Source organism: Niallia sp. MER 6 (assembly GCF_023714395.1).
Lineage (GTDB): Bacteria > Bacillota > Bacilli > Bacillales > Cytobacillaceae > Niallia.
Genome location: NZ_JAMAUK010000025.1, coordinates 15,479 through 28,202 on the forward strand (window position 1 = coordinate 15,479; position 12,724 = coordinate 28,202).

At 36.5% G+C, this 12,724-nt stretch carries 17 protein-coding genes; 14 read left to right on the forward strand and 3 right to left on the reverse strand.

Translation table 11 applies throughout. From position 1 onward, the window contains the following. Nucleotides 1-30: 30 nt before the first annotated feature. A complete protein-coding gene (locus M3600_RS21845) occupies nt 31-846 on the reverse strand; it encodes a MurR/RpiR family transcriptional regulator (RefSeq protein ID WP_251647601.1) in 816 nt (271 codons plus the stop codon). A gap of 163 nt (nt 847-1,009) precedes the next feature. Between M3600_RS21845 and M3600_RS21850 the strand changes: the two genes are divergently transcribed. From M3600_RS21850 to M3600_RS21890, 9 genes are all read left to right on the forward strand, one after another. Beyond that, the gene (locus M3600_RS21850; RefSeq protein WP_251647603.1) at nt 1,010-1,867 is read left to right on the forward strand and encodes a DUF8171 family membrane protein; all 858 of its coding nucleotides are present in this window, start codon (nt 1,010-1,012) and stop codon (nt 1,865-1,867) included. Beyond that, the gene (locus tag M3600_RS21855) at nt 1,864-3,567 is read left to right on the forward strand and encodes an ABC transporter ATP-binding protein (RefSeq protein WP_251647605.1); all 1,704 of its coding nucleotides are present in this window, start codon (nt 1,864-1,866) and stop codon (nt 3,565-3,567) included. The genes M3600_RS21850 and M3600_RS21855 overlap by 4 nt, the downstream gene beginning before the upstream one ends. After that, on the forward strand, nt 3,546-4,355 hold the full coding sequence (locus M3600_RS21860) for an energy-coupling factor transporter transmembrane component T family protein (RefSeq protein WP_251647607.1): 810 nt from the start codon (nt 3,546-3,548) through the stop codon (nt 4,353-4,355). The genes M3600_RS21855 and M3600_RS21860 overlap by 22 nt, the downstream gene beginning before the upstream one ends. Nucleotides 4,356-4,385: 30 nt before the next feature. Beyond that, complete coding sequence (locus M3600_RS21865) at nt 4,386-5,156, forward strand: PHP domain-containing protein (protein ID WP_233315418.1); 771 nt, start codon at nt 4,386-4,388, stop codon at nt 5,154-5,156. Between the two features lie 99 nt (nt 5,157-5,255). Further along, nucleotides 5,256-5,447 (forward strand): DUF6366 family protein, encoded by a 192-nt coding sequence (locus M3600_RS21870; RefSeq protein WP_251647609.1) that lies wholly within the window; start codon nt 5,256-5,258, stop codon nt 5,445-5,447. Between the two features lie 61 nt (nt 5,448-5,508). Continuing rightward, nucleotides 5,509-5,844: an MmcQ/YjbR family DNA-binding protein gene (locus tag M3600_RS21875; protein ID WP_233315416.1), complete on the forward strand. Its 336-nt coding sequence runs from the start codon at nt 5,509-5,511 to the stop codon at nt 5,842-5,844. Nucleotides 5,845-5,920: 76 nt separating this feature from the next. Next, complete coding sequence (locus tag M3600_RS21880; protein ID WP_233315415.1) at nt 5,921-6,397, forward strand: small multi-drug export protein; 477 nt, start codon at nt 5,921-5,923, stop codon at nt 6,395-6,397. Between the two features lie 32 nt (nt 6,398-6,429). Beyond that, on the forward strand, nt 6,430-6,612 hold the full coding sequence (locus tag M3600_RS21885) for a PspC domain-containing protein (RefSeq protein WP_233315414.1): 183 nt from the start codon (nt 6,430-6,432) through the stop codon (nt 6,610-6,612). A gap of 121 nt (nt 6,613-6,733) precedes the next feature. Beyond that, complete coding sequence (locus M3600_RS21890; RefSeq protein WP_233315413.1) at nt 6,734-6,919, forward strand: hypothetical protein; 186 nt, start codon at nt 6,734-6,736, stop codon at nt 6,917-6,919. Nucleotides 6,920-7,291: 372 nt separating this feature from the next. On the opposite strand, the gene M3600_RS21895 is transcribed toward M3600_RS21890, so the two are convergent. After that, nucleotides 7,292-7,789 carry a DMT family transporter gene (locus tag M3600_RS21895; RefSeq protein ID WP_251647611.1) on the reverse strand — a complete coding sequence of 166 codons (498 nt, stop codon included), beginning with the start codon at nt 7,787-7,789 and terminating at the stop codon, nt 7,292-7,294. Nucleotides 7,790-8,010: 221 nt separating this feature from the next. Here M3600_RS21895 and M3600_RS21900 point away from each other — a divergent pair, with 221 nt between their 5' ends. The 4 genes from M3600_RS21900 (at nt 8,011) to M3600_RS21915 (ending at nt 10,049) form a co-directional block, all read left to right on the forward strand. After that, nucleotides 8,011-8,409 (forward strand): cytidine deaminase, encoded by a 399-nt coding sequence (locus tag M3600_RS21900; protein WP_233315411.1) that lies wholly within the window; start codon nt 8,011-8,013, stop codon nt 8,407-8,409. Nucleotides 8,410-8,617: 208 nt separating this feature from the next. Then, a complete protein-coding gene (locus M3600_RS21905) occupies nt 8,618-9,064 on the forward strand; it encodes a hypothetical protein (protein WP_233315410.1) in 447 nt (148 codons plus the stop codon). A gap of 2 nt (nt 9,065-9,066) precedes the next feature. Next, complete coding sequence (locus M3600_RS21910; protein WP_233315409.1) at nt 9,067-9,285, forward strand: helix-turn-helix transcriptional regulator; 219 nt, start codon at nt 9,067-9,069, stop codon at nt 9,283-9,285. Nucleotides 9,286-9,332: 47 nt separating this feature from the next. Further along, nucleotides 9,333-10,049, forward strand: coding sequence for a DUF4386 domain-containing protein (locus tag M3600_RS21915; protein ID WP_233315408.1), 717 nt, complete (start codon nt 9,333-9,335; stop codon nt 10,047-10,049). Between the two features lie 83 nt (nt 10,050-10,132). On the opposite strand, the gene M3600_RS21920 is transcribed toward M3600_RS21915, so the two are convergent. Further along, on the reverse strand, nt 10,133-11,185 hold the full coding sequence (locus M3600_RS21920) for a LacI family DNA-binding transcriptional regulator (RefSeq protein ID WP_251647612.1): 1,053 nt from the start codon (nt 11,183-11,185) through the stop codon (nt 10,133-10,135). A gap of 231 nt (nt 11,186-11,416) precedes the next feature. Between M3600_RS21920 and M3600_RS21925 the strand changes: the two genes are divergently transcribed. Then, entirely contained in the window at nt 11,417-12,697 is a 1,281-nt protein-coding gene (locus M3600_RS21925) for a glycoside hydrolase family 140 protein (RefSeq protein ID WP_251647613.1), read from the forward strand. Nucleotides 12,698-12,724 lie beyond the last annotated feature (27 nt).

Consider the following 12,724-nt stretch of genomic DNA (forward strand, 5'->3'; position numbering starts at 1 on the left):
CCTTCCCAAACAGACAGGATGTTGTTTTTTTTAACGAGGCAGATAATTTTTAAATCTTTTACGAAGTAAATCAAGCTGCTCCATATTTTTTAATGATGTACCTGATTTGCCTATTTCCACAATCAAATTTTCCATCAGAAAAAGAGGGGCAATCATCGAATGGAATTCATTTTTTTCGCCTCTATCTGCATAAAGCAAAATGTCAAACTTTACAGGAGCTTCCAATACAGATTGATCACTGACAACAATGGTTTTACATTTTTTTTGACTAGCATGCTTTAGGAGCACCTCTGCTTCCTTCAAAAGCCTTCCAAAGCTGAAGAGCAGAACAGAATCATGCTCATCGATGTGTATAAGCTCCTCCATTATTTCACTCCCCAGCCACCGGATAATCCGTACATCCCGTCCATAACGGCGCAGCCGATAGCATAATAGCTCACCTAAACCAAAAGAAGGACCAGGAGCATAGATAAATAACTTATTAGTGTTGCGAATGCAAGATACCGCCTGTTCAAACGTCTCTTTTTGGAAAAAATTCAAGGTAGCTTGCAGATGCTGAATACTCCGGTTTAAATGATGGCTTTGCAAGTTGGAATATTCTAAATCTGTCATCGTGTTCAGCAATTTTTTAGCTGGTGTAACATCTCGTTTTTCCTTCAAAAATTGTTTGAATTCCTTCAAGTTTTTAAAGCCGACTGCATTCCAAAAACGAGATACAGAAGCAATACTAACACCGGCTGCCTTTGCTATGTCCTTTTCAGTAGAAATAAGAACAGCAGATTCATTGTGAACAATCCAATTTCCAACTCTGCAATGACTTGGTGACAACGAATTTAGGTCAAACATCGATTCTCTCCTTTTTCTTTCATCGTAGCATGAAGTGATAAAAAAATATCAAAATGTAAGAAAATGATAAAAAGTTTACAGTATTCTTACAATTGCCATATCGGATATTTATATTGCCTTCTTACAATGAAATAGAAGTTTAACTAAGAAGGGAGCTAGCACTATGAAACAAAAGTACACACTTACCCAGTCACAAAAAATGATGGTTTTTATTTTGTCTATGTCACTTTACGGCCTGTCCAACATGATTACTGAACTTGTACCTTCCATTTATTTAGGCCCAGTCGAATTTTCCATTGAGTACTTTGCTTTTATTCCTCTTACATTATGTATCTTGTTTCACCCGCTAATTGCTGGTGTTGGTGCGGCATTAGGAGAGATTATCTTCGGAGAAATAATGCTCGGTCAATTCGGAGGGTTTGGCGAGCTGGAGAAGTTTATCTCTTTTTCTCTAGCCATGTATATAGCTGGAATAATGGTCAAAGATCCAAGAAATAAACGGCAGGTTGGGATTGCTGCGATAACTGGAGTAACTATTCATCAATTAATCAGCATGATGGTTGATATTGGAAAAGTATGGATAGGGGTAGATGATTTTGAAACACTTCCAGGTCTTGCCGAAAGTGTTGTAGTAGTAGAGGGCTTTTCTTTCCTGAATGATATTCTATTTTCCGGAATATTATTTGCCTTACTGCCAACACTGTATCTTGTCCCGCGCCTTTACGGCAAGATAGAACCATTGCTAGGTATGAAGCCGCGGACGCCTGATAATTCTTATGCTATTACGGGTATCTTGCATCCGAAGTTAATTATTCCTTCTATTGTATTGGCAATGGCTGCATTTGGTTTTGAGTACTTATCAGAAACAGATTTAAACATATTCGAATGGGAGGCATCCTTTTCAAGTTTGTCAGAATCGATGCTAACACTGATTTCCATCGTTGTTGCCACAATAGTCACTGTTTCTATCATTATTGCTCTTTTAAAACGTTCTAAGAAGGAAAGGAATAAAGCAGCATGAACTCATTAATAGACATAAAGAATGTAAGCTTTACTTATCCAAACGAGAAAGAACCAATCCTTAAGGATGTCCATCTGACAGTAGAAAAAGGAGAGTTTTTAGCTGTTATTGGAGGAAATGGAAGCGGGAAGTCGACACTATGCAAGCTTTTAAACGGCTTAATTCCTCATTATTATTCAGGCGATTTTGAAGGAGAAGCGGTCATTAATGGTCTAAATTCGGCAACAAGTACGGTAGCAGAGCTGTCTGAGCATGTTGGCTATGTGTATCAAGATTTCGAAAACCAAATCGTCCAGGCGCGGGTTTTAGAGGATGCAGCCTTTGCTCCATTGCATTTTGGTTATTCCGATTATCTGGAAAGAGCACGGAACGCCCTTACTATTGTCGGTTTACAAGATTATGAGGACGAATTTGTGTGGCAGCTGAGCGGAGGGCAAAAGCATTTGCTGGCTTTGGCAGGATGTCTCGCTTTAAATCCGGAAATTATTGTATTAGATGAACCGATTGCACAGCTTGACCCATACCATGCGAAGCAGATGTATGAAATATTGCGAAAGCTTCATTGCGAGCACAATAAAACGATAATTGTGATTGAACATCATACAGAGTTTATTGCTGAATATTGCTCTGAAGTGCTGTTATTAGATAAAGGGAAGATTGTCTGGAAGAAATCTGTTAAAGAAGCGCTGACTGCAGTTTCTGACTTAACGGTACGCAATATTTTTCCACCGCAAGTAACTCAGGCAGCAAACGCACTTAAACTTGAAACATTGCCAATTACGCTAAGAGAAGCTTGTGATACCTTTGCAAAGTTTAAAAGACACGAATTGTCTAGTAGTAATGGTGTCAGTTCTTCATCCATATCAAAACCAGTAGCAGAATTTAAAGAGGTAGATTTCTCCTATCAAACGGTGGAGCGGTCGTATAAAAAGATACTAGAAAACATAAATATCTCGTTTTATCAAGGCGAGAAGGTGGCAATCGTCGGCAATAATGGTGCTGGAAAATCCACGCTGCTTCGGTTATTGACAGGCTTTCGCAAGCCTCAATCAGGCCAAGTTTACGTAAAGGGAAAGCTTACTGCAAAACAGTCGCCAGAAAAGCTTGCAGATATTGTCACATATATCTATCAAAATCCAGAACAGATGTTTATTGAAGATTCTGTCCGCAAAGATGTGGAATTCTATTTAAAAGCACGTAACCGAAAGGGATATGAAGAAACCGTAGATTATATTCTTGAACTTTTTCATTTAACAGAATTGCAGCATAAAGACAGCAGGCTTATGAGTGGTGGCCAACAGAGGAGAGCATCTTTAGCTATAGGAGCTGCTATGGATCCAGCTGTTATCTTGCTTGATGAACCGACAGCCAATCTTGATATTGCCACACGCAAGCAGTTAATTCAATTTATTGATAAATTGGCTGACAGAACGGAGCTAGTTTTAATGGCTACTCATGATATGCAGCTTGTCAGTGAGTGGGCGACACGTGTGGTGGTAATGAATAATGGCCAAATTATTTATGATGGCAATAAAGACGGATTATTTTCTAACCCTATGCTGATGAGAAGGGCAGGAATCATTCCACCGCAAATTGTGGAGTTATCGCATCAATTAAACATAACTCCTGCGAAATATACGATTGACTCATTTATTGAACTTTTTCAGGAGGAACCAGGATGGATTATGCAAAAAACATGATAGACAAGCTGAATGTAGAGCAAATGAAAATCGAATTAATGAACACAGCTTATGCGAATGATAATACGTTCATTGCAAAACTAGACCCGCGTATCCTATTTATCTGGTATGGCTTTTTCGGAATTGCACCATGGTTTATCCATAATGCAGCTATTTTAACAGGAATGCTTGCTGCCACCATTGTGACAACTGTAATGACGAAAGTGAGCAGGCTGATTTTAGTTGTATTGATTCTGGGAATCCTCGGTCAAGGGGGCTATCTCATTATTGCCACATTATTTTTTGGCGGAGATTTCATTGTATTATTGCCTTTAATCACACTGACCGTTAAGCTGGCAGTCATATCCCTTGCAAGTATTACGGTTTTTTGTTCAATGAGCCCTGAAAAACTGAGTGTAGGTTTATTAAGTATTGGGGTGCCAGGCCAAGTTTCATTTTCGATTTCCTACGGATACAGAATGCTTCCGTTGCTCCTTGAGGAATATAACCATGTGTTTATGTCATATAGGTTAAGAGGGAGAGCACCACTAAGACAGGGATTTCTGTATTGGAGAATAACCTGTTACTTTATTAAGCTGGCAGTCTTGTCCTTTTATCCTCTTCTGCTCAGCATTGCAAAACGTGCAAGAACAACGGTGGAAGCGCTTGAAACAAAAGGGAGCAGAAATGCTTTCAAAAATCCTGATGTAAAAAAATTAAAGCTGCAATCACTAAAAATTCGCAAAAATGATTACGTATTTTTAGTAATCAGCAGTCTTTATGTTATTTCGTTATTTTTATTTTCTTAAAAACTAATAATCTTAAAGGAGCTTAAAATCATGAAGATAGATCTACATACACATGTGAAAATTTCTAAGAAATCGGAGTTTTCACCAGACTATTTTACAACAATGTTAAAAGAGGCAAGAGATGCTGGATTAAATGCCATTGCACTGACTGAGCATTTTAATACTCAAAACTTTCTGGACGTTTATAGCTATTTGGATCGTCATTATGCTTATATAGAAGACTATTATGAAGTAGAAGGGATTAAGATCTTCCCCGGAATGGAGGTAGATGTAAAAGAAGTTGGACATATTCTTATCATAAGTAATCGTCAATCTATTGTGCAGATGTTTAATAAGCTGCAATCTCATTTAGAGGAGGAGAATTTCATCTCACTTGCTGCCTTAATCGATCTTGCTGATTCTTATCATGCAGTCAAAATTGGCGGTCATCCCTTCCGGCCAAGCACACCTCTTACCCAGCATGATCCGGGCCAGTTAAAAAGACTAGATGCGCTTGACTTAAATGGAAAAGACCTCTATTCGATAGGCATAGAAGAAAACAGCGAAAGTGTATATTGGCTGGCTGATAAACTAGATATTCCAGTTGTTGCCGGAAGTGATACACATCAATTTCTTCAATATGGTTCCGTTTATAACCAATTAGAAACAGACTGTTCGACGATTACAGAATTAAAGACAGCAATTCAGAATAGACAGTATTCAGTACAGATTTCACCTGATCTTCATCTGCGTGTCCGTTCGGCCACATTAGCTAAAAAGCTCTTGAAGCAGCTGCTTGCTAAAAAAGAAGCAATTAAATAAATAATGGAGACTGCTTATGGCAGTCTCTTTTTTTGCTGTAATAAAAGAAGCAAATTAATATGTTATAATGGTAAAAAAAGTAAGAGGTGGAGGAGTTACATGAAAGAAACGAAAGAAACAGCGGAGCGAAAACGAGAAAGATTACGACAACAAGAGATAAAAGGAAATCCAGCAGGAAATTTGCGTGATTCTTTCAATCGAGCAGAGACTGGCGGCCTCGTTGATTTAGTCGGCAGCTTAGGGTGGAAGGGCACGGGAATACTTATTCTTGTCATATTATTGCAGTTATAGTAGTATCTCTATTAGGTTAAATGGAAAGGACAGAAATTTAATCCTTGGAAAAGGGGCAACAATGGAAAGCAGAAAGGAAGCAATTGATTTTTGTTTGCGTTTAGAAAATACATATGAAGATTACCCGTTTCGTGATAAGAATTGGACGGTAATCCGTCATAAAGAAAATAAGAAAGTGTTTGCGTGGATCTTTGAAAAAGATGAACGTATTTGGATTAATGTAAAAGCAGAGCCTGGTTTTCTCGAGTATTGGCGTCAAATCCATGACTCAGTAGTACCGGCATTTCATCTTAATAAAAACCACTGGAATTCAATAATTCTTGATGGTTCAGTTCCACAGGCTGAAATATCTGATATGATTCAACAAAGCTACCGGCTGACTAGTAAAAAACGATAAAACGCGCAGATTATAGAAACTTTTTCCATCATGAGTCGTATTAAATATTAACCAAAAATTAAGGGAGCTGTTTTAGATGATGGATTGGGTTCAACAGGCAGATGGAATATGGCAATATGCGGCGTTATTTATCGTTTCTTTATTGCCATTCCTTGATGTTTTTTACCTTATTCCAGCTGGAATTTTGTTAGATATGTCACCTGTTGCTGTCGGTATAATTGCTTTTTTAGGGAATTTTCTTATGGTGTTAGTTTTTGCAATATTCTTTAAGCAAATCTCTGACTGGAGAAATAGACGGAGACAAAAAAAGGGGAAATTAGAGCCAACTAAAAGAGAAACAAGAGCAAGACATATTTGGGAAAAATACGGTCTTCCCGTATTTGCATTACTTTCACCCGCCATTCTTGGAACAGATTTAGCTGCGCTAATGGCACTTTTATTCGGATTATCTAAAGTTAGAGTGATTTCTTGGCTTGGTATTAGTCTAGTAATTTGGTCTGTTGTTACAACCATTGCCTCTGTTTATGGCCTTCCGTACCTTATTAATTATTAATAACTAGATTATATAGGATGGGGGAATGAATCGTGAAACACACTATCAGAAAATCAGCAACAGACAAATCAATTTCCGGTGTTTGCGGAGGACTGGCTGAGCACTTTGGCATTTCTTCTTTTTCGGTAAGATTGGTATTTATCTTTTTGCCTGGAAATGTACTGATTTATTTAATTTTAGTAAATATAATGGGCGATAGTCCTCCATCCTTATAATTTTTCTTTGATAACAGGGTGACTTTCAATATGTTTCATCTTGTTTTCAGCATCATATATAAACAAATGATAATTAAAAAAGCAATATAATAAGTGCTTGATTAAAGGAGATTAAATTACATTGCGAGCAGTCTTTGCAGTTATTCTTATTATTATTGGCAGTATTTTGCTTAGTATTACCTTTCATGATGAATTGGTTAAAACGATTATTTATAAACTGGTAGGTTTTTCTATGATGAGTATAGGTGTTGTTAATCTCAGAAAGTTTACAAGAAGGAGAAGAAAAGAAAAGCATAGTGCAAGATGATGAAGCTCCCCGCAGGATGCAGGGGAGATTTTTGTTTTTAGCTAGGAAAGGAATTTTATTTGAAACTTTCTTTTTTGCTCGGAAATTTCGTTATGGTGTAATCATAATTGATTGGTCGTTTACTTCATATAATTTAAGACGATAGCTACAAAAGCTGCTACCGCGAAAAATATTTGCTGCTATTATGCTTAAAATCATCAAATTGATCTAGTCCTTCTTTACTGCTCACAAGAATAAGCCACTGTATAATAATGACCAAATTAAAGGCAGAGCAAAAGTAATATCAGTAATGGATTCGTTAAAACTACAATGACAAACAGGAAACATCCGCCTATTAGCATTTGCCATGTAGACATTTTTATTGTGTCGTAATTAGGCACATGCCCAAAAGAAGGCAGCCAGAACAATTAGATCTTCTCCCAAAACTGTTCGGTCAAAGCTTAGATGTTTTATTTGTGGACCAATAATGAGGAAGAGTCCTATGGCCCCAATAACGAACCCTGTCGTTTTTTTAGCTGTTAATCTTTCATTTAAGAAATAATGAGCTGGTACACTTATAATAATAGGCATGGTATAAACTAGTACAGAAGATAGGCCTGAGCTGACAAACTGCATGACAAATGTAGATAATCCATAATAACCTAAGCACATCAATGTACTCATAATTATTAATTTACCCCAGTCAGCTTTTTTCGGAAATAACTTTGTTTTTCGGACAGCTTGGACAATAAATAATGGGATAGCGCCAATTAAAAGACGCAAGGCAGTAAAAAGGAAAGGAGGCATATAGTTAAGTCCGATTTTCATCGGAACCCATAAATAACCCCAAATAAATGTGACCATAATAATAGAAATAATGATTTTTAACATCTTACATACAACCTTTTAAATAATAGTGCAGTTATTATCCTAATGGCTGGAGTTAACTCCATGTTAATGGGAAAATATAAAAAAATGAAGTAGTATAGAGCGGCAGAATTTTTTGGTTGACAAATATTTCGGAAAATTTTAATATGAAAGTCCTGCCAATTAAATGTTTGGCATAAAGGGAACTTTGAAAAGTTCATTCTTCTTTGAAAGGGATGGCTAGTATGAATAAAGAACAATTGGTGGAAAGTGCACGCAAGATTAAGGAAAGCGCATACGCACCTTACTCTAAGTTTCCAGTTGGTGCAGCATTATTGCTAAAAGATGGCACCGTAATTAATGGAGTTAATGTTGAAAATGTATCATTAGGTGCAACAAATTGTGCCGAACGAACAGCTATTTTCACGGCAATTGCTAATGGATATAAAAAAGGAGACTTTAGTGCTATTGCTGTTTCCGGTAATACGGAAGATTATCTTCCGCCCTGCAGTATTTGCAGACAAGTATTGGCGGAATTCTGTTTGCCAGATATGCCTGTATATTTAACAAATGAGAAGAAAGAAATATTAGAATTGAGTTTAAAGGATTTATTGCCTTACGCTTTTACAGATTTAGATATGTAATAAAACAAGGGCGAGTTTTGAATAATCTTCAAAGCTTGCTTTTTTATTGTTTTCAAACAAATAGGGCAAGAGAATTAGAAAATAGTTAGAAAACTAAGATTATTTGCTCAATTTATTCTTAACTCCTTGATTTGATGTAAAGTTTACTATACATTATGTATAAGAAACTTTACTAATTGTCAAATTAAATATACAAAGGATGTTGAGGATGACTTATCAAGAAAAGAAAAGTATTGTATCGATTATCAGTTCGATTGTTATTTTTGCCGCTTTTTCATTTTACATGTCCCCCCAGTACCCTAGAGGAGATTTGATAGTAAATGAAACCTTACGTTTTTGGGGTACCTTTGTTCTTCTCTTGACACTAATTTCTATCATGGCCCATATCTTTATTAGCATTATTTTTAATATTGTATTTAGAATAACGACCAATGAAAAGGAACCATCCTTTGAAGATGAACTAGATAAGATTATTGCTCTTAAAGCAAACCGCAATTCCTTTTTTATATTTATCTTAGGCTTTCTTTTTTCCATGACAGCATTAGTACTTCTGCAACCATTGCAAGTAATGTTTATCATCCTCATCGCAGCTGGTTTTATTGCTGATATGACTGGATCTGTCACAAAACTTTATCACTACAGAAAAGGAGTTTAATCATGGGTAAACATCTTGTCGGCAATCATATCAGAAGATTGCGATTCAGCCATAACGAAATGACCCAGCAGCAATTGGCTGACAAGGTAGGCGTAACAAGACAAACAATCGTGGCACTCGAAAAGGGCAACTACTCCCCATCATTAGAACTAGCCTTTCGTATTTCCCATGTGTTTCAATTGCCGTTAGAAGAAATATTTTTTTATGAAAAAAATGTTTAAGGTGACCGTTTAACCGTTTTTGAATTTATTAAGAAAAGGGGATTTTTATGAATTCAAACAAAAAGCAGGCTAGAATTGTAGGAGTATTTTTTATACTAGCAGCCGTTAGTGCAGTTGTAGGATTATTAATGTATGACCCAATTTTATCTAATTCTGACTATCTTACTGCAGGAGCTGAGCATTCAAACCAAATCCTGGTCGGTGCAGTTATGGAATTGATTCTCGTTGTTTCTGCAATTGGTACTGCTGTCACCATGTTTCCTTATCTAAAGAAATATGATGAAACGATTGCACTTTGGCATGTTAGTTTCCGGTTTTTTGAAGCAGTTATTATTGCAATTGGCATTATTAGTGTCTTGGCATTGCTGACATTAAGCCAAGAATTTATAGCAGCAAACTCTCCAAATTCAGAAACATATCATGCTTCTGGAACGGTTTTAAAAGCGATTCACGATTGGACGTTTTTACTTGGTCCTAACTTTATGCTTGGTATCAATACTATGATGTACAGTTATATATTTTATAAATCTAAACTTGTTCCAAGGTTTATCCCTATGATAGGTATGACTGGTGCTGTCCTTGTATTTAGCTGTTCTCTATTAGTAATGTTTGATGTGATTGAACAAGTATCTGTTTGGGGCGGGATATTAGCTTTGCCAGTAGCAGTAAATGAAATGACGTTGGCAGTTTGGCTCATTTTAAAGGGGTTTAATGAAACATCACTAAACAATCTGCCTCAAAACAGAAAACAAAATGCTAGTTAACATGAATTGAAGAATAGTTAAAGAAAATCCGCCTAGTTTTTAGAAAGCTAAGCGGATTCTTTTTGCATTTATTAAGTTGAGATTTAAAGGGACCTTTCCTGCTGAAGCTTATAAGGTATACAAGAATTTCTTTGGATAATCTCCGTATTGACAAGGCTTTGAGTAGCGCCAATATTAGCATTGGCAAGGTATGTGACTAGTTTTTCCACAGCTGATTTAGCCAGAATATCTTTTCTTACCTGAATCGTTGTGAGTTCAGGGCTTATAATGTTTGCTTCGTATATGTTATCAAAGCCCATGATTGATACTTGTTCTGGTACTTTGATGCCAAGCTCATGCAGTGTTTTAATAGTACTAATGGCCATATAATCATTTTCACAAAAGAAGGCAGAAGGAAGGCTCTTCAAGTTTGAAATAGCTTTTTTTAAGCTCTCTTGTGCCAAGACTTGCATAGGCGGCACTTCGAACACATTAGCTTCCCTCAGACTAAGGCCATGCTTGTCCAATGCTTGCAGAAAACCAGCCTCTCTTCGTGAAAAGTTATATATACGCATATTTGATTTAATAAAGCCAATTTCTCGGTGTCCTAGATTATACAGAAATTCTCCAGCTTGGTATCCGCCGAGAAAGTTATTAATGGAAACAAAACTCGTATTTGATGCTTCAAAAAGAGTATCCAATACAACGATGTTAGGATGCACAGATCTGGCTTCTTCAATCTTCTCTAATGTTAAGTCTGTGCCCAGTAAAAGAATCCCTGCTGATTCTTGCTCTGTTTCCAATTGGGACAAGTCATCCGCCAATTGATGGATATCAATAGAAGAGATAGCTAATGTAAATCCATTTTCCCTTACGATATCGGTTAAATAATTCAGCAGTTCACTAAAGAAGGGCTGGGAATCGTATTGTTCCGTAATTACTTCTGTGTTTTTACAAGCAACAAAGCGGATAATATGATTTTTCTTTAGTGGCGTATCATTTCTTTTTTTTACGGATCTAGGTTTATAACCATATTGCGAAGCTGTCTTCAAGATATGATCTTTTGTTTGCTGACTGATGCCGGGTTTATTATTAAAAGCCAAGGAAACAGCTGTTTTAGAAACACCGGCTAATCTTGCAATATCATCTATTTTCAATCGTATTCCTCCTATATTTCTCATCGTAACTTAATTATATCACTTTTACTCTGTTTAGTTTAGTGGATTTAGTTTAGTATAGTTTAGTAAATTTATGTGAAGAATACTGAAAAATACATTGACGTTAAAGGGTGTTGGTGTTAATATCTAATTGTGAAGCGGATACATTCAATAAAGTTTATATAAACTTAACTAAAATTATTATTTTTAATTTAGGAGGTTAAGAAAAATATGACCATAAAAATCAATAAACAGGAAAAGATTTTTATAAAAAATAATAAACCATTTTTTTATTTAGCTGACACCGTATGGAGTGCTTTTACAAATGCAACATTGGAAGAATGGGAGGACTACCTCAGCTACCGTAAAAAGCAAGGGTTTAATGTACTCCAAATCAATATGTTAAGACAGTGGGATGCAAGTGGATCAAATCTGAATCTGCATCCATTTAAACAAATGGAAGATGGCACATATGATTACGGCTCAATGGACATAGAGTATTTTGACCGAGCTGAAGTTATGCTGGAAATGGCAGTCAAACATGGGTTTACTCCAGCACTTGTACTATTATGGTGCAATTATGTACCAGACACTTGGGCAGACATGTTTCAAGCTGATAACAAAATACCGCTTGAAAATGTTGAGCCATACGTCGAGTATGTAGTGCAAAGATATGCTAAATTCTCACCGATTTATTTAGTTAGCGGTGATTCGAATTTCCCAACAGAGCGATCTATTGCTTACTATGAAAAAGCTTTGGAAACAGTGAAAAGAATCAGTCCTGAAAGTGTAACAACTCTTCATATTCAAGGAAGGCTCAGAGAGATACCGGATGTCTTTACAGAAGGACGTGATTTGGATTTTTATATGTACCAATCAGGACATAATTCTCAATTTCAGCCCACTGCCTATGAAATTGCTGAATATTTGTACGAGAGTTCAGAAGGAAGACCTGTTGTTAACGGGGAGCCATGTTATGAAGAAATCAGCTACAGCCGTAATATATATGGAAGATTTACAAGATTTGATGTCAGAAAAGCTGCTTGGCAAAGCGTGCTTGCAGGCGGAGCTTCGGGAATAACTTATGGAGCACATGGTATTTGGAGCTGGCATAAAAAAGGACAAAGCTTCGGAATCGTTGAAGGGGAAGGGTTTGACACACCATATGATTGGCGAGATGCCTTAAAGTTTGAAGGAGCATGGGATTATTCCTTCTTGAAATACTTAATGGAATTGTATTGTCTGCATGGTTTAAAACCGTTGGATATTATTAAAGACAAATCAAAAGAAATTAGAGCTGCTGGGAATGAAGATACGATTGTAATCTATATGCCTGTTAATACGAAATTGAAGCTTGAGCTTGACAGCAGTGATTATGTATTCACTACTATCGACTTAGTAAATAGAAGATTTAGTCAAACAGAAGTAGTAGCAACAGAAGAGGCGAACACAATAATCCCTTTACACGATTTTACAAACGATGTTTTGATAATAGGAACACGAAACAACTAGAATTATAGAAAGCTAGAGGTGTCTTAA

What these genes read in the sequence shown, in the direction of transcription:
- M3600_RS21845 (WP_251647601.1), bottom strand. Translation starts at nt 846, where the DNA reads ATGTTTGACCTAAATTCGTTGTCACCAAGTCATTGCAGAGTTGGAAAT.
- M3600_RS21850 (WP_251647603.1), top strand. Translation starts at nt 1,010, where the DNA reads ATGAAACAAAAGTACACACTTACCCAGTCACAAAAAATGATGGTTTTT.
- M3600_RS21855 (WP_251647605.1), top strand. Translation starts at nt 1,864, where the DNA reads ATGAACTCATTAATAGACATAAAGAATGTAAGCTTTACTTATCCAAAC.
- M3600_RS21860 (WP_251647607.1), top strand. Translation starts at nt 3,546, where the DNA reads ATGGATTATGCAAAAAACATGATAGACAAGCTGAATGTAGAGCAAATG.
- M3600_RS21865 (WP_233315418.1), top strand. Translation starts at nt 4,386, where the DNA reads ATGAAGATAGATCTACATACACATGTGAAAATTTCTAAGAAATCGGAG.
- M3600_RS21870 (WP_251647609.1), top strand. Translation starts at nt 5,256, where the DNA reads ATGAAAGAAACGAAAGAAACAGCGGAGCGAAAACGAGAAAGATTACGA.
- M3600_RS21875 (WP_233315416.1), top strand. Translation starts at nt 5,509, where the DNA reads ATGGAAAGCAGAAAGGAAGCAATTGATTTTTGTTTGCGTTTAGAAAAT.
- M3600_RS21880 (WP_233315415.1), top strand. Translation starts at nt 5,921, where the DNA reads ATGATGGATTGGGTTCAACAGGCAGATGGAATATGGCAATATGCGGCG.
- M3600_RS21895 (WP_251647611.1), bottom strand. Translation starts at nt 7,789, where the DNA reads ATGTTAAAAATCATTATTTCTATTATTATGGTCACATTTATTTGGGGT.
- M3600_RS21900 (WP_233315411.1), top strand. Translation starts at nt 8,011, where the DNA reads ATGAATAAAGAACAATTGGTGGAAAGTGCACGCAAGATTAAGGAAAGC.
- M3600_RS21905 (WP_233315410.1), top strand. Translation starts at nt 8,618, where the DNA reads ATGACTTATCAAGAAAAGAAAAGTATTGTATCGATTATCAGTTCGATT.
- M3600_RS21910 (WP_233315409.1), top strand. Translation starts at nt 9,067, where the DNA reads ATGGGTAAACATCTTGTCGGCAATCATATCAGAAGATTGCGATTCAGC.
- M3600_RS21915 (WP_233315408.1), top strand. Translation starts at nt 9,333, where the DNA reads ATGAATTCAAACAAAAAGCAGGCTAGAATTGTAGGAGTATTTTTTATA.
- M3600_RS21925 (WP_251647613.1), top strand. Translation starts at nt 11,417, where the DNA reads ATGACCATAAAAATCAATAAACAGGAAAAGATTTTTATAAAAAATAAT.